The 20,377-nt window shown below is 55.9% G+C and carries 22 protein-coding genes; 9 read left to right on the top strand and 13 right to left on the bottom strand.

Annotated features, from left to right (window positions below):
• Window positions 1–14 precede the first annotated feature (14 nt).
• From artI to artJ, 4 genes are all read left to right on the top strand, one after another.
• The gene (artI, locus tag RY075_RS07625) at window positions 15–746 is read left to right on the top strand and encodes an arginine ABC transporter substrate-binding protein ArtI (RefSeq protein ID WP_006174322.1); all 732 of its coding nucleotides are present in this window, start codon (window positions 15–17) and stop codon (window positions 744–746) included.
• 6 nt (window positions 747–752) lie between these two features.
• The gene (gene artQ / locus RY075_RS07620; RefSeq protein WP_003858367.1) at window positions 753–1,469 is read left to right on the top strand and encodes an arginine ABC transporter permease ArtQ; all 717 of its coding nucleotides are present in this window, start codon (window positions 753–755) and stop codon (window positions 1,467–1,469) included.
• Complete coding sequence (gene artM, locus RY075_RS07615; protein ID WP_003858369.1) at window positions 1,469–2,137, top strand: arginine ABC transporter permease ArtM; 669 nt, start codon at window positions 1,469–1,471, stop codon at window positions 2,135–2,137. Before artQ ends, artM begins: the two co-directional genes overlap by 1 nt.
• A gap of 173 nt (window positions 2,138–2,310) precedes the next feature.
• Window positions 2,311–3,042 (top strand): arginine ABC transporter substrate-binding protein ArtJ, encoded by a 732-nt coding sequence (gene artJ, locus RY075_RS07610; RefSeq protein WP_015571008.1) that lies wholly within the window; start codon window positions 2,311–2,313, stop codon window positions 3,040–3,042.
• Window positions 3,043–3,117: 75 nt separating this feature from the next.
• On the opposite strand, the gene RY075_RS07605 is transcribed toward artJ, so the two are convergent.
• From RY075_RS07605 to nfsA, 11 genes are all read right to left on the bottom strand, one after another.
• Window positions 3,118–4,587, bottom strand: coding sequence for an ATP-binding protein (locus tag RY075_RS07605; protein WP_022650691.1), 1,470 nt, complete (start codon window positions 4,585–4,587; stop codon window positions 3,118–3,120).
• On the bottom strand, window positions 4,571–5,278 hold the full coding sequence (locus RY075_RS07600; RefSeq protein ID WP_022650690.1) for a response regulator transcription factor: 708 nt from the start codon (window positions 5,276–5,278) through the stop codon (window positions 4,571–4,573). Before RY075_RS07600 ends, RY075_RS07605 begins: the two co-directional genes overlap by 17 nt.
• Window positions 5,279–5,399: 121 nt before the next feature.
• Window positions 5,400–6,527 (bottom strand): 23S rRNA (uracil(747)-C(5))-methyltransferase RlmC, encoded by a 1,128-nt coding sequence (rlmC, locus tag RY075_RS07595; RefSeq protein WP_232967365.1) that lies wholly within the window; start codon window positions 6,525–6,527, stop codon window positions 5,400–5,402.
• Window positions 6,528–6,567: 40 nt separating this feature from the next.
• The gene (locus RY075_RS07590; protein ID WP_086527936.1) at window positions 6,568–7,065 is read right to left on the bottom strand and encodes a YbjO family protein; all 498 of its coding nucleotides are present in this window, start codon (window positions 7,063–7,065) and stop codon (window positions 6,568–6,570) included.
• Window positions 7,066–7,107: 42 nt separating this feature from the next.
• Window positions 7,108–7,953, bottom strand: coding sequence for a putrescine ABC transporter permease PotI (gene potI / locus RY075_RS07585; protein ID WP_003858378.1), 846 nt, complete (start codon window positions 7,951–7,953; stop codon window positions 7,108–7,110).
• Window positions 7,950–8,903, bottom strand: coding sequence for a putrescine ABC transporter permease PotH (gene potH, locus RY075_RS07580; RefSeq protein WP_058658398.1), 954 nt, complete (start codon window positions 8,901–8,903; stop codon window positions 7,950–7,952). Before potH ends, potI begins: the two co-directional genes overlap by 4 nt.
• Window positions 8,904–8,912: 9 nt before the next feature.
• Window positions 8,913–10,046 carry a putrescine ABC transporter ATP-binding subunit PotG gene (gene potG, locus RY075_RS07575; protein WP_017693732.1) on the bottom strand — a complete coding sequence of 378 codons (1,134 nt, stop codon included), beginning with the start codon at window positions 10,044–10,046 and terminating at the stop codon, window positions 8,913–8,915.
• A gap of 143 nt (window positions 10,047–10,189) precedes the next feature.
• A complete protein-coding gene (gene potF / locus RY075_RS07570; RefSeq protein WP_022650689.1) occupies window positions 10,190–11,302 on the bottom strand; it encodes a spermidine/putrescine ABC transporter substrate-binding protein PotF in 1,113 nt (370 codons plus the stop codon).
• A gap of 350 nt (window positions 11,303–11,652) precedes the next feature.
• Window positions 11,653–12,129, bottom strand: a complete 477-nt coding sequence (locus RY075_RS07565; RefSeq protein WP_003858385.1) for a YbjN domain-containing protein — start codon at window positions 12,127–12,129, stop codon at window positions 11,653–11,655.
• Between the two features lie 63 nt (window positions 12,130–12,192).
• Entirely contained in the window at window positions 12,193–13,095 is a 903-nt protein-coding gene (gene rimK, locus RY075_RS07560) for a 30S ribosomal protein S6--L-glutamate ligase (RefSeq protein WP_058658401.1), read from the bottom strand.
• Window positions 13,096–13,159: 64 nt separating this feature from the next.
• Window positions 13,160–13,882 carry a nitroreductase NfsA gene (gene nfsA, locus RY075_RS07555; protein ID WP_003858388.1) on the bottom strand — a complete coding sequence of 241 codons (723 nt, stop codon included), beginning with the start codon at window positions 13,880–13,882 and terminating at the stop codon, window positions 13,160–13,162.
• A gap of 185 nt (window positions 13,883–14,067) precedes the next feature.
• Between nfsA and RY075_RS07550 the strand changes: the two genes are divergently transcribed.
• Window positions 14,068–14,337: a GrxA family glutaredoxin gene (locus tag RY075_RS07550; protein WP_006809455.1), complete on the top strand. Its 270-nt coding sequence runs from the start codon at window positions 14,068–14,070 to the stop codon at window positions 14,335–14,337.
• Window positions 14,338–14,367: 30 nt separating this feature from the next.
• Here the strand turns inward: RY075_RS07550 and RY075_RS07545 are convergent, their stop codons facing one another.
• Window positions 14,368–14,742: an inner membrane protein YbjM gene (locus RY075_RS07545; RefSeq protein WP_017384878.1), complete on the bottom strand. Its 375-nt coding sequence runs from the start codon at window positions 14,740–14,742 to the stop codon at window positions 14,368–14,370.
• A 274-nt stretch (window positions 14,743–15,016) separates the two neighbouring features.
• Between RY075_RS07545 and RY075_RS07540 the strand changes: the two genes are divergently transcribed.
• From RY075_RS07540 to arsC, 4 genes are all read left to right on the top strand, one after another.
• Window positions 15,017–16,702: an aspartate:alanine antiporter gene (locus RY075_RS07540; RefSeq protein ID WP_032610193.1), complete on the top strand. Its 1,686-nt coding sequence runs from the start codon at window positions 15,017–15,019 to the stop codon at window positions 16,700–16,702.
• 949 nt (window positions 16,703–17,651) lie between these two features.
• Window positions 17,652–17,972, top strand: coding sequence for a metalloregulator ArsR/SmtB family transcription factor (locus RY075_RS07535; RefSeq protein WP_063159187.1), 321 nt, complete (start codon window positions 17,652–17,654; stop codon window positions 17,970–17,972).
• Between the two features lie 40 nt (window positions 17,973–18,012).
• Window positions 18,013–19,302 carry an arsenic transporter gene (locus RY075_RS07530; RefSeq protein WP_338628638.1) on the top strand — a complete coding sequence of 430 codons (1,290 nt, stop codon included), beginning with the start codon at window positions 18,013–18,015 and terminating at the stop codon, window positions 19,300–19,302.
• A 12-nt stretch (window positions 19,303–19,314) separates the two neighbouring features.
• Entirely contained in the window at window positions 19,315–19,740 is a 426-nt protein-coding gene (arsC, locus tag RY075_RS07525) for a glutaredoxin-dependent arsenate reductase (protein ID WP_022650684.1), read from the top strand.
• Window positions 19,741–19,767: 27 nt separating this feature from the next.
• Here the strand turns inward: arsC and RY075_RS07520 are convergent, their stop codons facing one another.
• Window positions 19,768–20,319, bottom strand: coding sequence for a TetR family transcriptional regulator (locus RY075_RS07520; protein ID WP_022650683.1), 552 nt, complete (start codon window positions 20,317–20,319; stop codon window positions 19,768–19,770).
• Window positions 20,320–20,377: the final 58 nt, after the last annotated feature.

Raw genomic sequence — 20,377 nt, 5'->3', positions numbered from 1 at the left:
TTAGGGAAATTATAATGAAAAAAGTATTGATTGCCGCGCTGCTTGCTAGCGTCAGCCTTTCCGCTACCGCAGCCCAGACCATCCGTTTCGCCACTGAAGCGTCCTACCCTCCGTTTGAATCCATTGATGCGAACAACAAGATTGTTGGCTTCGACGTGGACCTGGCAAATGCCCTGTGTAAAGAGATCGACGCGACCTGTACCTTCAGCAACCAGGCGTTCGACAGCCTGATCCCAAGCCTGAAGTTCCGCCGTATCGACGCCGTAATGGCCGGTATGGACATCACACCGGAGCGTGAGAAGCAGGTTCTGTTCACCACCCCTTACTACGACAACTCGGCGCTGTTCATCGGTCAGAAAGGTAAATACGCCTCCGTTGACCTGCTGAAAGGCAAGAAAGTCGGCGTGCAGAACGGCACCACGCACCAGAAATTCATCATGGATAAGCACCCGGAAATCACCACCGTGCCGTATGACAGCTACCAGAATGCGAAACTGGACCTGCAAAACGGTCGTATCGATGCGGTGTTCGGGGATACGGCTGTCGTGACTGAATGGCTGAAAGCGAACGACAAGCTGGCTGCCGTGGGTGACAAGGTGACCGATAAAGACTACTTCGGTACAGGTCTGGGTATTGCCGTACGTCAGGGCAACACCGAGTTGCAGCAGAAATTCAACGCTGCGCTGGAAAAAGTGAAGAAAGACGGCACCTACGAAACCATCTACAAAAAATGGTTCCAGAAGTAATTCCTGATGAATGAAATTTTTCCTTTAGCAAGCGCCGCCGGGATGACCGTCGGCCTTGCCGTTTGTGCACTGATTATCGGCCTCGTACTGGCGATGTTCTTTGCGGTGTGGGAGTCCGTTAAGTGGCGCCCTGTCGCATGGCTCGGTTCAGCGCTGGTGACTGTGCTGCGTGGACTCCCGGAAATTCTGGTGGTCCTGTTTATCTATTTCGGCTCCTCACAGCTGCTGTTAACGCTGTCGGACGGCTTCACGATTAATCTCGGCTTTGCGCAAATCCCGGTGCAGATGCAGATCGAGAACTTCGACGTCAGCCCGTTCCTGTGCGGCGTGATTGCGCTCTCCCTGCTCTATTCAGCCTATGCGTCGCAAACGCTGCGCGGCGCGCTGAAAGCGGTGCCACAGGGTCAGTGGGAATCCGGTCAGGCGCTGGGCCTGTCGAAAGCGGCGATCTTCTTCCGCCTGGTGATGCCGCAGATGTGGCGTCATGCCCTGCCAGGGCTGGGTAATCAGTGGCTGGTACTGCTGAAAGATACCGCGCTGGTAAGCCTGATCAGCGTGAACGATTTGATGCTGCAAACCAAAAGTATCGCCACCCGTACGCAGGAGCCGTTTACCTGGTACATCGTCGCGGCGGCAATCTACCTGGTGATCACGTTGCTGAGCCAGTACGTTCTGAAGCGTATTGACCTGCGCGCAACGCGTTTTGAACGGAGACCAGGCTGATGCTGGATTATTTACCCGAACTGATGAAAGGGCTGCACACCAGCCTGACGCTGACCGTCGCGTCTATCATCGTGGCGCTGATCCTGGCGCTGATCTTCACCATCGTCCTGACGCTGAAAACGCCAGTGCTGGTGTGGATTGTACGTGGCTACATTACGCTCTTTACCGGTACGCCGCTGCTGGTGCAAATCTTCCTGATTTACTACGGCCCGGGGCAGTTCCCGTCGTTACAGGAATACCCGGTGATCTGGCACCTGCTCTCTGAACCGTGGCTCTGCGCCCTGATTGCCCTCTCGCTGAACAGCGCCGCCTACACCACGCAGCTGTTCTACGGTGCCATTCGCGCGATCCCGGAAGGCCAGTGGCAGTCCTGCGGAGCGTTGGGCATGAGCAAGAAGGATACGCTGGCGATCCTGCTGCCCTATGCCTTTAAGCGCGCGCTCTCTTCCTATTCCAACGAAGTCGTTCTGGTGTTCAAAAGCACCTCACTGGCCTACACCATCACCCTGATGGAAGTGATGGGCCACGGACAGCTGCTGTACGGACGCACCTACGACGTAATGGTGTTCGGTGCGGCGGGTCTGGTCTATCTGGTGGTCAACGGTCTGCTGACGCTGATGATGCGTCTTATCGAGCGTAAGGCGTTAGCGTTTGAGCGCAGGAATTAACCACGCAAATGCATAAAACGGTATTCATGGAGCGGGTAACCTGATGGGTTATCCGCTTTTTTTTGTGATTGAAATAATACTTAATCATTTTTATTGCATATAAATTCATTAACTGGCATTGTACATCCAGGCCGCAGACACGGCGCATCAATAAGACAGACGGGAGCATTACAATGAAAAAGTTAGTTCTGGCCGCATTACTCGCAACCTTCGCCGCTGGCGCATCCGCCGCCGATAAAATCAATTTTGGCGTTTCTGCCACCTATCCGCCGTTTGAATCGCTGGATGCCAGCAACCAGATCGTCGGTTTCGACATTGACCTGGCGAAAGCGCTGTGCAAACAGATGCAGGCCGACTGCACCTTTACTAACCACGCGTTTGACAGCCTGATCCCGTCCCTGAAATTTAAAAAATACGATGCGGTGATCTCCGGCATGGACATTACGCCAGAGCGCAGCAAGCAGGTCGCGTTCACCGACCCGTACTACGCGAACTCTGCGGTGGTGATTGCGAAGAAAGGAGCTTATAAATCTTTCGACGAGCTGAAAGGCAAGCGCATCGGCATGGAGAACGGCACCACGCACCAGAAATACCTCCAGGACAAGCATCCTGAAGTGAAAACCGTGGCCTACGACAGCTACCAGAATGCCATTATCGACCTGAAAAATGGCCGTATCGATGGCGTATTTGGCGACACCGCAGTCGTGAATGAGTGGCTGAAAACCAACCCGCAGCTGGGTACAGCGACGGAGAAAGTGACCGATCCGCAGTATTTCGGCACTGGCCTCGGTATTGCCGTGCGTCCGGATAACAAGGCTCTGCTTGAGAAACTGAACGGCGCGCTGAAAGCGATCAAAGCTGACGGTACGTACCAGAAAATCAGCGAGCAGTGGTTCCCTCAGTAATCTCTTTTTGCCGGGTGGTCTGGCCTGCGGGGGTGGTCTGTAGGCCGGATAAGCGCAGCGCCACCCGGCAATTTCTCATAGCGGTACAAAGAACCTGAACCGCGCCCCGCTCACGGACTCCATCAGCCTGATCCCACCGCCGTGCAGCTCCAGCATTCTCTTCACGATTAACAGCCCTAATCCCCCACGGTTCTCTCGCGACGCCTGAGGATTTAACGCTGAAGGCCGCTGGAACAAATCGTCGCGCAGCGAGGCATCTACGCCCGTACCATTGTCTGCCACTTCGACCTGAAGTCGTTCATTCTCCTGCCAGACCGCCAGACGAATTTCTCCGCCGCTCGGCGTATGACGGATGGCGTTATCCAGAAGGTTAGTGACCACGCGCTCGATCATCGACACGTCGGCGTTCACCAGCGGCAATCGCCCCGGCACATCAATACGCAGGTTCACCTCGCGCGTGCGGGCGGTAAGCTCAAACTTCTGCGCCACGTCGGAAATCAGTTCAGCCATGGCAAAACGTTCGCGCTGGGGCTTGATGCCGCCGTGCTCAAGACGCGCCAGCTCGAACAGCTGCTGCGACAGATGGCGTACCTTTTGCCCCTGACGCAGCGCGGTAGCGAGGTACTGCTGATGCTCCTGCGGCGACAGCGTGGCGGATTTGAGCGACAGCGTTTCCAGATAACCCAGCAGCGACGTCAGCGGGGTGCGTAAGTCGTGCGAAATGTTGGCGATAAACTCCCGGCGCTGGCGGTCGCTGTCGGCCAGCCGATCCCACTGAGAGGTGATTTTGCGCGCCAGCTCGATAAAGGTATTGCGCAGGATCGCCACTTCATCCTGGCCGGCAGGCTCAAGCGGCTGGGCCGCCAGCTGCTTAATCGCGCTGATGCTGTCCTGCTCCAGCCCGGCCACGTCCAGCGTGAGCTCTTTAACCGGGCGCGTCACCCAGTACCAGAGCAGCACCCCCGCCAGCAGACCAAACAGCGCCACCAGCAGCATCGACCACAGCGCCGTACTCCAGAGCGCTTTGTGCCAGGCCATCTCCGCCAGCGCGTTGGACTCTTCCCCCTGCAAAATAATGTACAGATACCCCTTCAGCTCGCCGTCCTGCCGCAGCGGGGTGGCGCTGAAGACTTTCTTATTCTGGCTTCGGGGATCGTCGCCAAACACCGGCATCACCGTCCCGCTCAGGAAATTCTGTATCGGCGCGAGGTCAATTTTTTGCCGCTGAATGTGCCCCGGCGGGGCGGCATCGGCCAGGATATCGCCATCAGGCGAGACAACATACAGCTCGACGCTCGGATTAAAGGTCATCAGCCGGTCGAACAGCGGTTTTAAGGCGCTGCGATCCACCCTGCCCTGCGAATCCAGAATCGCTTCCCGCTGCACAATCTGCTGCGCCAGCCCGCCGGAGAGCCGCTGCACCATCGCGTTGCCGTACTGCATGCTACTGTAGAGCTGCACCGCACAGGCGACGGTGGCGCAGAGCAGCAGTAACACCGTAAACAGCAGCGTCAGGCGCTGGCTCAGGCTAAAGCGACGCATCATGATTCTGCTCCGCAAATTTGTAGCCTTTGCCCCAGACGGTGCGAACGATCTCCGGCTCGGCGGCATCTTTTTCTATTTTGATGCGCAGGCGGTTAATATGGGTGTTGACGGTGTGTTCGTAGCCTTCGTGCTGATACCCCCACACCTGCTCCAGCAATGCCAGACGTGAAAAGACCTCTCCAGGATGACGAGCAAAAAAATAGAGCAGTTCAAATTCACGCGGAGTGAGATCGACGTGTTGACCGTTAAGACGCACGGTGCGCGCCAGCGGATCGATAGTCAGACCGTGCGCCTGAATAATGCCGTCCGTCTGCGCCTGGCCCATCGCCTGCTGTCGGCGGAACAGCGCCTTAATGCGGGCAATCAGCTCCTGCACCGAGAAAGGTTTTGCCAGATAATCATCCGCCCCGGTTTCCAGGCCGGTAATACGGTCAGTTTCACTGCTGCGGGCGCTAATGATGATAATGGGCAGGTAACGGGTCATCTGGCGGATACGGCGGCAAATCTCCAGACCATCAACATTCGGCAGCATCAGATCGAGGATCACCGCGTCCCACGGCTGTGTTTCAAGACGCTGTAAGGCGTTGCCCCCGTCGGGCTCGTGGGTAATGGCGTAGCCTTCATCTTCCAGGTTAAGACGCAGGAGTGCCGCGATATCGTGGTCATCTTCTACCAGCAGGATCTGCTTCATGGGTAAGCCTTCAATCATTTGTTATGTCGTAAGCTTACCTGATTTCGAGCGGGGGAAGAGTTCACATTTTGTTGAACATTGTGTGGGGTTTATGCCGGGGGGCGGCTTCGCCTTACCCGGCCTACGCTTTGGTTAACAACGTCAACACTTCATAATGGGCGGTATGGGGGAACATATCGAAAAGCTGAACGCGCGCGATGCGGTAGCCCGGCAGGCTGGCGATATCCTTCGCCATGGTCTGCGCGTTACAGCTGGAGTAGACGATGTACTCCGGCCCCATCTGGCTCAGGTAGTCGCAGAGCGCCTGGCCGATGCCCCGGCGCGGCGGGTTCACCAGCACCAGCTCCGGCACGTTGCCCTGCCCGGTCGCGAACTGCGTGGAGTCCAGCGCCTGGAAGTGCAGATTCGTCAGCCCCAGCTCCGCGGCGGACTGCTTCGCGCAGGCAATCGCTTCGGCGGAGATCTCAATGCCGGTGAGCTGCATGTCTGGCGTGGCACAGTGCAGGCCAAAGCCGCCGACGCCGCAGAACAGATCCCACATGTGATGAACCTGTAACGCACGCACCCAGTCGCGCGCGGTGGTGTACAGCGCGCTGGCGACGGTGGGGTTAGTCTGAAAGAAGCTTTGCGGACGGATCCACAGCGGCACGCCGTTAAAACGCTCCTCCAGCGCATGCTGTTCGGTGAAGAAGATCTCTTTCTCCCCTTCCATGATCGCCATATGCACCGGCTGAATATTTGCGGTGATAACCTTGAGCTGCGGAAGCTGTTGCTGCAATCCCGGAAGTGCCGCGCGCAGCTGCTCCAGCTTGTTTTCCGAACGCAGCACAAAGCGCAGCATCATCCCGCCGTCGATCTGGCTTTCGGTCAGCAGAAGGTATTTCAGCTCGCCGCGCCTGCGGGCAACGTTATAGGGCGTTAACCCCGCCCGGGCGATAAACGGTTTCAGAGCGCTAAACACCGGCTCAAACGAGGCGGGATACAGCGGGCAGTCGGTTAAATCTTCCGGCGTACCGTCGCGGTGCAGCATCCCCAGCAGCGGCTTTTCAACGCTGCCGCTGACCACCATTTTGGCTTTATTGCGAAAGCCCTGCTCCGGGCCGCTGACGGGTGCGCACCACTCGCCCACCGCGTGTGCTGCCAGCAGCTGTTGCAGGTTGGCCATTTTGGCGGTGAGTTGTTGAGAGACCGGCTGTTCTATCCACTGACAGGAGCGGCAGCGTCCGGCGTCATAGAGTGCGCACTGCATATGAAAACCTTAAGAAACACGAGGGCTGCGATTATACACATTATTGCAGGCGGAAGAACCGCCGGCTCGAAGCTGGTGCAAATAGCAGGAACAGAACCAGCATATCCGGCAGTTTTTGCATCACCAGTGAATGGAAAATCTCACGTCGCGACTCACCGGGTATGCTGAACAGCTCCGGATAGCCATAGCCCAGCGAGGCGGCCCACAGGTAGCCTGCGGCGGTGATCTGCGTCAGCAGATACACCCAGCGCGCCCAGTTACGGCCTTTCACCAGCGAGAACGCACAGTAGATCTCAATAAACACCAGCATCAGGCTGCTGAGAAACACCAGCGTCAGATTCCACGTCTGCGCGCTGCGGTGAATAAATTCCCCCATTCCGCGCGGACCCAGCGTGTTCATTATCATCAGCACATCCAGACAGCGGATCATAATAATGGCGAGCGCCGCCACCTGCACCAGCGCAGGGACGTTCGGACGGGCGTGCGAATGACGTGTTTTTTGTAAGAATCCCAATGTTTTTACTTCCCTGAAAAACAGTGCCGCGTCATACGCGGCACATCACTGGAAATAGTAATTCCTTCAGCCGCGTCTTGCACGCTGGATATCGCGCACACGCTGTTTTTCCGCGCGCGCCATCAAATACCAGGCGATAAATCCGACAATTCCGACCACGCCAAGGATGATGGAGGCCAGGGCGTTGATCTCCGGATTCACCCCCATCCGCACGCTGGAGAAGACCAGCATCGGCAGCGTCGTCGCGCCCGGTCCCGACACAAAGCTGGCGATAACCAGATCGTCGAGCGAGAGCGTGAACGCCAGCAGCCAGCCGGAGATCACCGCCGGCATAATCATCGGCAGCGTGATGATGAAAAAGACCTTCAGCGGCGTGGCGCCGAGATCCATCGCCGCCTCTTCAATGGAGCGATCCAGCTCGCGCAGCCGCGAGGAGATCACCACCGCCACATACGCCGTACAGAAGGTGACATGTGCCAGCCAGATGGTGAGCATCCCGCGATCCGCTGGCCAGCCGATGGCGTGCGCCAGCGCGACAAACAGCAGCAGTAGCGACAGCCCGGTGATCACGTCCGGCATGACCAGCGGGGCGGTGATCATAAACGCAAAACCATTTGCCCCGCGGAAACGGCCAAAGCGCACCATCACCAGCGCGGCAATCGTGCCCAGCACGCAGGCCATCGTCGCCGCCAGCGCCGCAATGGTCAGGCTCAGCCCCACCGCGCTCATCATCGCATCATCGTGGAACAGCTCGCTGTACCAGCGCGTCGACCAGCCCGCCCAGACGGTGACCAGCTTAGAGCTGTTGAACGAGTAGATCACCAGCATCAGCATCGGCGCATAAAGGAAGGTAAAGCCGATAATCAGGATCGCAATTCGCCACGGGGAGCGTACTACCGGTAAGTTGTTCATCCGTGGTCTCCCATCTGTTTCTGCTGATGTTTATGGAACCACATGATCGGCACGATCAGCAGCAGTAACATGACGATCGCCACCGCCGAGGCCACCGGCCAGTCGCGGTTATTGAAGAACTCCTGCCATAGCACGCGGCCAATCATGATGCTGTCCGGGCCGCCGAGCAGTTCCGGGATCACAAACTCCCCGACAGCCGGGATAAACACCAGCATCGATCCGGCGATGATCCCGCCTTTGGTGAGCGGCACAATGACGCTGAAGAAAGTCTTCAACGGGCGTGCGCCGAGATCCAGCGAGGCTTCCACCAGCGAGTAATCAATACGCGTCAGCGCCGTATAGATCGGCAGCACCATAAACGGCAGATAGGCATAGACAATCCCGATATACACCGCAAGGTTGGTATGCAGGATCGTCAGCGGCTGGTCGATCACCCCAAGCCACAGCAGGAAGTTATTCAGTATGCCGTTATTCTTCAGGATCCCCATCCACGCGTACACGCGGATCAGGAACGACGTCCACGACGGTAAAATGACCAACAGCAGTAAAATATTTCGCGTCGACGGCTTGCTGTGCGCCACTGCCCACGCCAGCGGGTAGCCCATCAACAAGCAGCAGATCGTAGAAATAGCCGCAACCTGTAACGACTGCAAATAGGCTTCGAAATAGAGCGGATCGTCGGTCAGTTGCAGGAAATTACCGAGGTTTACGGTCAGCGTCAGCTGCCCGTCGGCCCACTCCCACAGATCGGTATACGGAGGGATCGCCCGCGCCATCTCCGCCAGGCTGATCTTAAAGACGATCAGGAACGGCAGCAGAAACAGCAGGATCAGCCAGATATAGGGCATGGCGATGACCAGCTTGCGGCCATGCGCCATCTGTATGCGCGCCAGCCAGAGCGCGAAATCGCCCGGTTTTTTGACGCGGGCTGGAGGTTCAAGTGTACTCATGACCGCTCCTTATACCGTCAGGACTACGCAACTGTCCGCATCCCAGCAGAGGCTCACTTCGTCGCCCCAGGTTGGCTGTCCCTTGCGATACCGGTGTTCGTTCTGTAACTGGGCGCTGAGCATCTGGCCGCTTTTCAGGCGCACATGGTAAATCGACAGATCGCCGAGATAGGCAATGTGCACCACTTCGCCCACGGCAAAGTTATAGCCATCGGCGGGTGGCTCATCGCATAGCATGATTTTTTCCGGGCGCAGGGCAACGTAAACCGGCACGTTGTCCACCACGGAGTTATCAGAATCAACCTTCAGCGGGTGCACCAGCCCCGGCGATTCAATCACCAGACCGTCGTCCTGGCGTTCCTTCAGCAGCCCTTCGAAGACGTTCACCGAGCCGATGAACTCCGCGCTGTAGCGGGTTGTCGGGTGTTCGTAAATCTCTTCCGGCTCGCCGATCTGCACGAACTTACCGCGATTCATGATCGCAATGCGCCCGGCCATGGTCATCGCCTCTTCCTGGTCGTGAGTCACCATCACGCAGGTCACCCCCACGCGCTCGAGGATATCCACCACTTCCAGCTGCATCCGGTCGCGCAGCTTTTTATCCAGCGCGCCCATCGGCTCGTCGAGCAGTAATAATTTTGGACGCTTCGCCAGACTTCTTGCCAGCGCAACGCGCTGACGCTGACCGCCGGAAAGCTGATGCGGCTTACGCTTCGCAAACTCCTGCATATGCACCAGGCTCAGCATCTCCGCCACGCGCGCGGTGATTTCGGCTTTCGGCAGTTTGTCCTGCTTCAGGCCGAAGGCGATGTTCTGCTCGACGGTCATGTGCGGGAACAGGGCATAGGACTGGAACATCATGTTGATGGGCCGCTGGTACGGCGGCACGCTGGAGAGGTCTACCCCATCCAGCACGATCTGCCCGGCGGTGGGCTGTTCAAACCCGGCCAGCATGCGCAGCAGGGTCGATTTACCGCAGCCGGATGCGCCAAGCAAAGCAAAAATTTCACCTTTGTAGATCGTCAGGCTGACATCGTCCACGGCATGCTGGCCGTCGAAGGATTTGGTGAGGTTACGAATTTCAAGAAGCGGGGTCAGCGCTTTACGGACTTTCGCCTGCGGGCGGGGGATCGCGTCATTCACGGGGTGCTCTCCGGCATAGATCAACACTGGTGCAAACGCACCGTCAGGGTGCGCATCGCCGGGCGGCGCTAACGCTTGCCCGGCCTACGGTATTTGTCGGCCCGGTAAGCGACGGCGCTACCGGGCAACGATATCAAACGCCGTTACTTACCACTTTTCACCTTGGTCCACGCGCGGGTACGCACACGGTCAATTTTTGGTTCCTGCACTTTCAGGGTGAAGAGCTTGGCAAACACATCGGCTGGCGGGTAGATCGCCGGATTATTGCGGATTTCTTCGCTCACCAGCGGCTCGGAGGCCTTGTTACCATTGGCGTAGTAGACGTGGTCGCTGATGTGAGCAATCACGTCCGGACGCATCAGGTAGTTGAGGAACTGATACGCTTCCTCTTTGTTTTTCGCATCAGCCGGCATCGCGAAGACGTCGAAGAACGCCAGCGCCCCCTCCTTCGGAATGAAGTAGGAAACATTCACGCCGTTTTTTGCCTCTTTCGCGCGGTTCGCCGCCTGCCAGACGTCGCCCGCCCAGCCGATGGCCACGCAGATATCCCCGTTCGCCAGGTCGTTGATATACTGAGAGGAGTGGAAGTAGCGAATATTTGGACGCAGCTTCAGTAGCAGGTCGGTCGCCGGACCGGTGTAGTCGTCGGCCTTGCTGCTGTTTGGATCCTTGCCGAGATAGTTAAGCACGGTGGCGAAAATCTCTTCCGGCGCATCGAGGAAAGAGACGCCGCAGCTTTTCAGCTTCTCGAGGTTTTCCGGCTTCAGCACCACGTCCCAGCTGTCCAGCTTGACGTCCGGGCCCAGCGCCGCTTTGACTTTATCCACGTTATAGCCAATACCGGTGGTCGCCCACAGGTAAGGCATCGCGTATTTGTTGTCCGGATCGTGCTTCGCCACCAGCTTCAGCACGTCCGGATCGAGGTTTTTCCAGTTCGGTAATTTGCTCTTGTCCAGCGGCTGGAAGACACCGGCGGTCAGCTGACGCTCCAGGAAGCTTGCCGACGGCACCACCAGGTCGAAACCGGTGCTGCCCGCCATCAGTTTGCCTTCCAGCACTTCGTTGGAATCGAATACGTCGTAGACAACCTTAATGCCGGTCTCTTTTTCAAAATTGGCGACGGTATCCGGCGCAATATAGTCAGACCAGTTATAGACGTGCAGCGTTTTTTGTTCCGCAGCGAGCGTGCCGGCAGAGACGGCCATCAGAGCACCCGCAACCAGACCCGATAACCATTTTTTATTCAAGGCGATCATATTGTTATTCCTTCTGAAAGTTCGTTAACAAACGAACCAAAACTGTGCAGCCTGAAGATATGCAATAATCATGCATAGTTTGTCGCTCTGCCCGAAATAAAATACCCCCCTCATCCCGGCAGGTTCCGCTCGCTTTTTTAAGCACCGCAAGAATAACTGTAGCCCGTGTCTCCGGCTATAGCCCAGACGAAAAAACGCCTTTTATCAATTTTTTATGCAGATTATGTCTACGTGATAAGCCGAAACGGCCGGAGAGGAGGTGAAAAATTCTTTAAAGAAAGGTTAAAAGCAGCAGAAAAAACGGTGTTATGCAGCCGCTCTGGCAGCGACTGCGCAAAAGTCAGACAGGCTTAGTGGAGAAAATTGGGAGATGCATCATTATTCTCGGCGTCATCTTCCGCGCTATACAGCAGGTGATGTGCGTTGGCTTCCATCATGACCATGGAAATTTGCTCTTCGCTCAGGCGCATAAACCAGGCGAACTGCTTGAAGGAGAGCCCCGCGCCGGAGAATAAAGACTGGCAAACCACCAGCTTTGGCAGATTATCATCCTGTATGTCGAGAAACGCTTTCACCGTCAAAGAACTGGCGTTGATCGCTGACAGATCGGATGCCAGCGCCAGCAGCGCGGACGGCTTTACTTCAGCCAGCGCGGAGAAAAGGATCACGTCGTTAATCAGATCGATTTTGGCATCGAAAATGCCGTCGAAATTTTGCATGTGAGGCAGATGCAGCGCCTGGCAGGAGTCGCATTCGAAGAAAGTAATACCGGCATCATCGAGCCATTGACGTAACGTATCCAGTGTAGGTACGACCTGTAAATCCATCGCAGTGCAGCCTCTTAAATAAAAACGTTGTCCAGATTACGCAAAAAGTGCGCGCCGATCCATTTAACCGCCCGTTTTCAGGCAAAATCCCGGCGTTGCATGGCATTCAATCCATGCGATCATTTTACCTGCAATATCGACGCCTGTGGTTTTTTCCACCCCTTCCAGCCCCGGCGAGGCGTTAACTTCCATCACCAACGGCCCGCGGTCGGCACGCAGCAGATCGACCCCCGCCACGTCCAGGCCCAGCGTCTGCGCCGCTTTCACCGCAATCTCACGCTCGCGCTCGCTGATAAGGGCCACCCGTGCGATACCGCCGCGGTGAAGGTTAGAGCGAAAATCGCCCTCTTTCGCCTGCCGCTCTATGGCGGCCACCACTTCATCGCCCACCACAAAGCAGCGGATGTCGCACCCTTTAGCCTCTTTAATATACTCCTGCACCAGAATATGGGCATTCAGACCGCGAAACGCATCGATCACGCTTTCCGCCGCCTGACGCGTCTCCGCCAGTACCACTCCAATACCCTGCGTACCTTCCACCAGCTTAATGACCAGCGGCGCACCGCCCACCATATCGATTAAATCGCTGGTGTCGTCCGGGGAGTGGGCAATCCCGGTGACGGGCAGATCGATCCCCTGGCGCGCCAGCAGTTGCAGCGAGCGCAGCTTATCGCGGGCGCGGGAGATCGCCACGGACTCGTTGAGCGGATAACTTCCCAGCATTTCAAACTGGCGCAGCGCAGCCGTGCCGTAATAGGTGATCTGGGAGCCAATACGGGGAATTACCGCATCAAAATGCGGGAGTTTGCGGCCTTTGTAATGAATCGACGACGCCGCAGGGTCGATGTTCATATAGCAGGACATCGGATCGAGGATCTCAACCTGATGTCCGCGTTTCGCCGCCGCTTCTCGCAGGCGTTTACATGAATAGAGCGTTCCATCCCGGGACAATATGGCAATTTTCACCCTGCACCTCTCTAAAGACATGGTAAAAGCCTGCCTATCATACACGAGGCGCAGGAGGAATGGACTACCGCGTTGCCCAGCCCTGTTTGTGCAGGTAGTCGAGAATGAACGGGCGGTTCTCCTTGATAATGGTGCGACGAATATGGTCGCTCCAGGTGTCGCGGCGGTTGTTGCTGTCGCGCGTCAGATAGTAGTTCGCCAGCTCTTCATCGTATTGATGCAGAACGTCCTGGTCGACCGGCTGGTAGTGATTTTCATGCACCAGCATCGCAGCAGGAATGCGCGGCTTCAGATCCGGGTTGTCCGCCGGCCAGCCGAGGCACAGACCAAACAGCGGCAGCACGTGTTTCGGCAGCTTCAGCAGTTCCGTCACGCTTTCGATGTTGTTACGCAGCCCGCCAATATAGACGCCGCCAAGCCCCAGTGATTCCGCCGCCGTGAACGCGTTTTGCGCCATCAGTGCCGTATCCACAACGCCCAGCAGCAGCTGTTCCGCCAGCCCCAGCTCGGCCTCAGGACAGATTTGCAGGTGACGGTTAAAATCGGCGCAGAACACCCAGAACTCAGCCGCCTGGGCAACGTGCTTTTGTCCGCCCGTCAGCGTTACCAGCTGCTCACGCATCGCCGGATCGGTGATGCGGATAATGGAGCTGCACTGCAAAAAGCTGGAGCTGGAGGTGCCTCTTGCGCTGTCGATGATCGCGTCCCGCTGCGCCTGGGTAATCGGCTCATCGGTGAAATGGCGAATGGAACGGTGGGAACGAAGCAGGTCAATGGTTGGCGTCATTTTGTCTCTCTTTGTGTTGCGTAAAACGTATGGCAGCCAGTATAGGCAATGATCCACCTGATGTAATTGGCGAAACATAGCCTGACTGTATCAAAGTGACAGGTGAAACCTTCTTTCCATGACGGCAGGTTATCGTGCACTATAGGTGCTATTCGCCGTCAGGCTTGTTTTTTGAGGAGAGAGAAATGTTTGCAGTAATTTTTGGTCGTCCAGGATGCCCTTACTGTGTGCGCGCGAAAGAACTGGCAGAGAAACTGACTGAAGAGCGTGATGATTTCAACTTCCGTTATGTGGATATCCACGCGGAAGGCATCACTAAAGCCGATCTGGAAAAAACCGTGGGTAAACCGGTTGAAACCGTGCCGCAGATCTTCCTCGATCAGAAACACATCGGCGGCTGCACCGATTTTGAGGCCTACGCCAAAGAACACCTGGGCCTGTTTGCGGCTCAGTAATGCGAAGACGCCCTCACCCTGAGGGCGTTTTTATTTACGGTGCTTCCGCTGTTGCAGCAGGCTGCGCGTAAATAAGAAACAGAGCGCGCCCAGCGCACACCAGAAAACGCCACTCAGTAGCCACGCCACTTCCTGCCAGACGCTTCTCGACGAGAGAAACAGCACGCGCATCAGAAGCAGGCAGAGCGGGGCCGCAAGCATTGCCCCAATAAGCGGCATCACCACCTCGCCTTTACGTGAGAGAAAACCGGCTACTACCCCCGGCAGGATGAAGAACAACAGGCCCAGCTCGGGATGACCGGACGCTCTGAAGGCGCCTTTCACGTTAAAAGCGAGTGACATGCAAACGACCGTAAACAGCAAAAAACAGCTGATTACGCCAGCCCAGTTTCGTTTAAAGTTCAAACTATCCTCCTGACTTATCTCTATCAAATACAAAAATCGTCCGGTGAACGCCCAGTCAGATAAAGCAATGCGGCAATCCTTGCCAAAGCACGCACAGAAGTCGTGCGATAATAGGTGGCTGTCGGTAGCTATTACGATTAAACTAACCGACTGCTAGTGTTTAGGGTATTTATCAGGAAGCAGGGAGATGCAAAGTGATTCCCTGACTCTGAAAACAGTAGCCCAAATAGTCCTTTCATTCAACAACTTACTGGTAAACAAGAAGTTAGCCTCCGTGAATATAAACGTCGCAGACTTGTTAAATGGGAATTACATCCTGTTATTATTTGTGGTACTGGCGCTGGGCCTTTGTCTGGGTAAATTACGCCTGGGTTCAGTTCAACTTGGTAATTCCATTGGCGTTTTAGTCGTCTCCCTGTTATTAGGTCAACAACATTTCAGTATTAACACGGACGCGCTTAACTTAGGTTTCATGCTGTTTATTTTTTGCGTAGGCGTGGAAGCCGGTCCGAACTTTTTTTCCATTTTCTTCCGAGATGGCAAAAATTACCTGATGCTGGCTCTGGTGATGGTCGGCAGCGCCCTGCTGATTGCGTTAGGGCTGGGCAAGCTGTTTGGCTGGGACATCGGCTTAACGGCCGGTATGCTGGCAGGCTCGATGACCTCCACACCGGTGCTTGTCGGCGCGGGGGATACGCTTCGTCATTCTGGCATGGCCGGCACGCCGCTTTCCTCCGCGCTGGACAACCTGAGTCTGGGCTATGCCCTGACCTATCTGATTGGTCTGGTGAGCCTGATTGTTGGCGCGCGCTATCTGCCAAAACTTCAGCATCAGGATCTCCAGACCAGCGCCCAGACCATCGCCCGCGAGCGCGGCCTGGACACGGACTCCAAACGTAAAGTTTACCTGCCGGTGATCCGCGCCTACCGCGTCGGGCCGGAGCTGGTTGCCTGGACCGACGGGAAAAACCTGCGCGAGCTGGGGATCTACCGTCAGACCGGCTGCTACATCGAACGTATCCGTCGTAACGGCATTCTGGCAAACCCGGACGGTGACGCGGTGCTCCAGATGGGCGATGACATCGCCCTTGTTGGCTACCCGGACGCCCACGCGCGTCTCGATCCGAGCTTCCGCAACGGGAAAGAGGTGTTTGACCGCGACCTGCTGGACATGCGTATCGTCACCGAAGAGATTGTGGTGAAAAACCACAACGCCGTGGGCCGCCGTCTGGCACAGCTGAAGCTGACCGACCACGGTTGTTTCCTCAACCGCGTGATCCGCAGCCAGATTGAAATGCCTATCGACGATAACGTGGTGCTCAATAAAGGCGATGTGTTGCAGGTCAGCGGCGATGCCCGACGTGTTAAAACCGTTGCCGACCGTATCGGCTTTATCTCGATCCACAGCCAGGTGACGGACCTGTTAGCCTTCTGCGCCTTCTTCATTGTCGGCCTGATGATCGGGATGATCACCTTCCAGTTCAGCAACTTTAGCTTCGGCATTGGTAACGCAGCCGGTCTGCTGTTCGCCGGGATCATGCTGGGCTTCCTGCGAGCGAACCATCCCACCTTCGGCTATATCCCTCAGGGTGCGCTGAACATGGTGAAAGAGTTCGGTCTGATGGTCTTTATGGCGGGTGTCGGCTTAAGCGCCGGGAGCGGCATTGGCAACGGCCTGGGCGCGGTCGGCTGGCAAATGTTGGTTTCCGGACTTATCGTCAGCCTGGTACCGGTGGTGATCTGTTTCCTGTTCGGCGCTTACGTGCTGCGCATGAACCGCGCCCTGCTCTTCGGCGCGATGATGGGCGCACGCACCTGCGCACCGGCGATGGAGATCATCAGCGACACCGCGCGCAGCAACATCCCGGCACTGGGCTATGCAGGCACGTACGCGATCGCCAACGTACTGTTGACGCTGGCAGGTACGCTGATCATCATTATCTGGCCAGGACTCGGATAACTCTTAAGTTTGCGTGTGGCGCAAAAAATTTTCGTTACGCGCAGAACTTTTTACGCAGGGTGTAGTCATAACTAGTGCCACTGCTTTTCTTTGATGTCCCCAATTTGTGGAGCCCATCAACCCCGCCATTTTTGGTTCAAGGTTGATGGGTTTTTTGTTGCCTGAAATTAATACCCTTCCCTATCAATTACTTATAACACTACCTTATTTCCATGGCGGTATAGCTGATCTTCTTGCGCGGTTAAATTTTGCCTGGTCAATATCTTAAAAGAACAACGATTGAGCGTAGATATGATCGGGTTTGAACTTCGATACAGGCAGCTGGCATAAGCTGGAACGAATTAATCCACCTGATGACAGGAAAAGGAATGAAGGCTTCATCCGGGGATAGCGGCAGAAGTCTACATAAAGCTCGCTCACCACTCCAATTTCGGAATCGCTCTTCTGAAACCGGAATTTATTTAGGTCCCATGTATGCGTTCACATATCGCGTGCAATAGTATTGAGGTTATTGACGGTGGATATCACTACCCTTGCCCGTAAATGGGGCTCAAGACTACTTAAGGCCGTCTGGTTTGTGTTAATTAGCTTCCTGGCAGGACGTATGCTGGGTCCTTCAACAGCTTATATTAACCACGACGTTGCAACTGCTATTTGCGGCTTCATCTATGGTGATATTAATGCGGAGACAATGTACGAAACATATACAAATATTGATATTTTGATTCTGTTAACATCTGCAACGATCGTCTGTCTCATAACATTGAAGATATTCAACAAAACCAGGAATCATTAATCTTCTAATCCCGCCCTGTCTGTGGCTCAAAGACGACGGCTCAACGTAGTGGTACTTCACTGAGGGCAATTATTTGCCCTTATTGCCCTTCCCTCACTCGCCACAAACATATATGATTTAATGCATATGACAAAAACCACGCAGGATCACCCGATGCTACACCCCATCCAGCTCTTCAAAACCCTCTCCGATGAAACGCGGCTCTCCATCGTCATGCTTCTGCGTGAGGCGGGCGAGTTGTGCGTCTGCGATCTCTGCGCCGCGACCACCGAGCCGCAGCCGAAAGTCTCGCGCCATATGGCCTTACTGCGCGAGGCCGGGCTGGTCATCGATCGTCGTGAGGGTAAATGGATCTACTACCGTCTCTCTCCCAACATGCCCGCGTGGGCGGCAACCGTTATCGATAACAGCTGGAACTGCCTGCGAGAAGAGACACGTATGAAGCTGAAAAACCGCCTCCCGGGCTCTTGCTGATCGCAATACATTCACCAAATCAGATCTAATGGAGTAAATGATGTTTCTGGCAGGGGCTATTTTCCTGTTTACGCTGGTTCTGGTCATTTGGCAGCCCAAAGGGCTCAGTATCGGCTGGAGCGCCACCATCGGCGCCGTGCTGGCGCTGGCCAGCGGCGTGATTCACATTAACGATATTACGGTCGTGTGGAATATCGTCTGGAACGCCACGGCAACGTTTATCGCCGTCATCATTATCAGCCTGCTGCTGGATGAGTCCGGATTTTTCGAGTGGGCGGCGCTGCACGTTGCTCGCTGGGGAAACGGTCGCGGGCGGTTGCTGTTTACCTGGATCGTGCTGCTGGGTGCGGCCGTGGCGGCGCTGTTCGCCAATGACGGTGCGGCATTGATCCTGACGCCTATCGTTATCGCCATGCTGCTGGCGCTGGGGTTCAGCAAGCAGGCCACGCTCGCGTTCGTGATGGCGGCGGGATTTATCGCCGATACCGCCAGCCTGCCGCTGATTGTCTCCAACCTGGTCAACATCGTCTCAGCGGACTTCTTTAAGCTGGGCTTTAGCGAATACGCCTCGGTGATGATCCCGGTTGATATCGCTGCGATTGCCGCAACGCTGGTGATGCTGCATCTGTTCTTCCGAAATGAAATCCCCCCCGAATATGACCCGGCAAAACTCCGCGAGCCTGCTTTGGCCATTCACGACCTGCCAACGTTCAGAACGGGCTGGATCGTGCTGCTGCTACTGCTCGTCGGTTTCTTTGTGCTTGAACCTCTGGGTATCCCGGTCAGCGCTATCGCAACAACTGGCGCGCTGATTTTGTTTGCCGTTGCTAAACGCGGGCACGCCATTAACACCGGAAAAGTGCTGCGCGGCGCGCCGTGGCAAATTGTTATCTTCTCGCTGGGGATGTATCTGGTGGTGTATGGCCTGCGCAACGCCGGGCTGACGGAGTCTCTTTCAGGCGTTCTTGATTACTTAGCCGGGTACGGACTCTGGGTCACCACGCTGGGAACCGGATTTATCACCGCCTTCCTGTCATCCATAATGAACAATATGCCAACGGTGCTGATTGGCGCGCTCTCCATTGAGGGTAGTGCTGCAACAGGGTTGGTTAAAGAGGCGATGATTTACGCTAACGTGATTGGCTGCGATTTGGGGCCGAAAATTACCCCCATCGGGAGCCTGGCTACCCTGCTATGGCTTCATGTGCTGGCACAGAAAAACATGACTATTACCTGGGGCTACTATTTCAGGACGGGCATCATAATGACGCTGCCAGTTCTCTTTGTGACGCTTGCCGCGCTGGCGCTACGTCTCTCCTTCACACTGTAATGAGTAACGGATATGAGCCATATCACTATCTACCACAACCCGGCCTGCGGCACGTCGCGCAATACGCTGGAGATGATCCGCAACAGCGGTACGGAACCCGAAATTATTCTCTATCTTGAGAACCCACCGTCGCGTGATGAACTGACCAGGCTGATTGCAGATATGGGGATTTCCATAGGCGATCTGCTGCGCAAAAACGTCGAGCCTTATGAGCAACTGGGCCTTTCACAGGGACATTTCACCGACGACCAGCTTATCGATTTCATGCTGCAATACCCTATTCTGATTAACCGTCCGATTGTGGTGACGCCGCTGGGTACCCGGCTGTGCCGCCCTTCTGAAGTCGTTCTCGACATCCTTCCGGACGCGCAAAAAGGGGCATTTACGAAGGAAGATGGCGAAGTCGTCGTTGACGCCAGCGGGAAAAAAATCTCCTGACATCAGGCGTGGCCGGGGCGAGCGCTATCAGACGGTATCCTCGCCTGCAATCCGCCCCACCATCACCCGGATCTCCTCCCGGGTTAACGGCGACCGGTCGGTTACAAAATGCAGCGTCATCCCCTCGATAAACGCATCCAGCGCACGGGCGGTGGCCGGATCAAACCACTGCTCAAGCGTAGTCTGGCTCATCTTCATCCAGTCCTGCATCACCGTTTTCAGCGCGGCGCTGCGGTGCATAAACGCGTATAACTGATACATCAGCGCCATATTGTGTGGCGTGGTCACGGCTGAACTGTGGATCAGCGTGGTAATGGCCTCGCACGCCCTCTCCCGCCCGGTCACCCCCGCGAAGAAATCCCGGTACTGCTGAGACATCTGTTGCGTAAACCACGTGAATGCCTCCTCCAGAAGCGACTCCATCCCGTCGAAATAGTAGGTCATCGACCCCAGCGGCACGCCTGCGCAGGTGGCAATTTTGCGGTGCGTGACGGCATGAATACCGTGCTCAGCAATGGTGTCCAGCGTCGCCTGGAGTATCTTCTCGCGGCGGTTAGGGTCGTTCGGTGGTCTGCTCATAAAATCCTCATCCAGTTTGTGTACAAATGTACACAAAGTTGCTAGTGTTGTCGCTATT

The organism is Enterobacter sp. JJBC (assembly GCF_036936505.1).
GTDB lineage: Bacteria > Pseudomonadota > Gammaproteobacteria > Enterobacterales > Enterobacteriaceae > Enterobacter > Enterobacter hormaechei_C.
The sequence above is the reverse complement of the archived record's forward strand: the minus strand, read 5'-3'. Positions and strand labels throughout refer to the sequence as shown.

Coding starts and splice junctions, on each gene's coding strand:
- RY075_RS07605 (WP_022650691.1), bottom strand. CDS start 4,587: ATGATGCGTCGCTTTAGCCTGAGCCAGCGCCTGACGCTGCTGTTTACG.
- RY075_RS07600 (WP_022650690.1), bottom strand. CDS start 5,278: ATGAAGCAGATCCTGCTGGTAGAAGATGACCACGATATCGCGGCACTC.
- rlmC (WP_232967365.1), bottom strand. CDS start 6,527: ATGCAGTGCGCACTCTATGACGCCGGACGCTGCCGCTCCTGTCAGTGG.
- nfsA (WP_003858388.1), bottom strand. CDS start 13,882: ATGACGCCAACCATTGACCTGCTTCGTTCCCACCGTTCCATTCGCCAT.
- arsC (WP_022650684.1), top strand. CDS start 19,315: ATGAGCCATATCACTATCTACCACAACCCGGCCTGCGGCACGTCGCGC.
- potF (WP_022650689.1), bottom strand. CDS start 11,302: ATGATCGCCTTGAATAAAAAATGGTTATCGGGTCTGGTTGCGGGTGCT.
- artQ (WP_003858367.1), top strand. CDS start 753: ATGAATGAAATTTTTCCTTTAGCAAGCGCCGCCGGGATGACCGTCGGC.
- artJ (WP_015571008.1), top strand. CDS start 2,311: ATGAAAAAGTTAGTTCTGGCCGCATTACTCGCAACCTTCGCCGCTGGC.
- RY075_RS07550 (WP_006809455.1), top strand. CDS start 14,068: ATGTTTGCAGTAATTTTTGGTCGTCCAGGATGCCCTTACTGTGTGCGC.
- potI (WP_003858378.1), bottom strand. CDS start 7,953: ATGAACAACTTACCGGTAGTACGCTCCCCGTGGCGAATTGCGATCCTG.
- RY075_RS07520 (WP_022650683.1), bottom strand. CDS start 20,319: ATGAGCAGACCACCGAACGACCCTAACCGCCGCGAGAAGATACTCCAG.
- potH (WP_058658398.1), bottom strand. CDS start 8,903: ATGAGTACACTTGAACCTCCAGCCCGCGTCAAAAAACCGGGCGATTTC.
- RY075_RS07530 (WP_338628638.1), top strand. CDS start 18,013: ATGTTTCTGGCAGGGGCTATTTTCCTGTTTACGCTGGTTCTGGTCATT.
- RY075_RS07565 (WP_003858385.1), bottom strand. CDS start 12,129: ATGGATTTACAGGTCGTACCTACACTGGATACGTTACGTCAATGGCTC.
- RY075_RS07535 (WP_063159187.1), top strand. CDS start 17,652: ATGCTACACCCCATCCAGCTCTTCAAAACCCTCTCCGATGAAACGCGG.
- artM (WP_003858369.1), top strand. CDS start 1,469: ATGCTGGATTATTTACCCGAACTGATGAAAGGGCTGCACACCAGCCTG.
- artI (WP_006174322.1), top strand. CDS start 15: ATGAAAAAAGTATTGATTGCCGCGCTGCTTGCTAGCGTCAGCCTTTCC.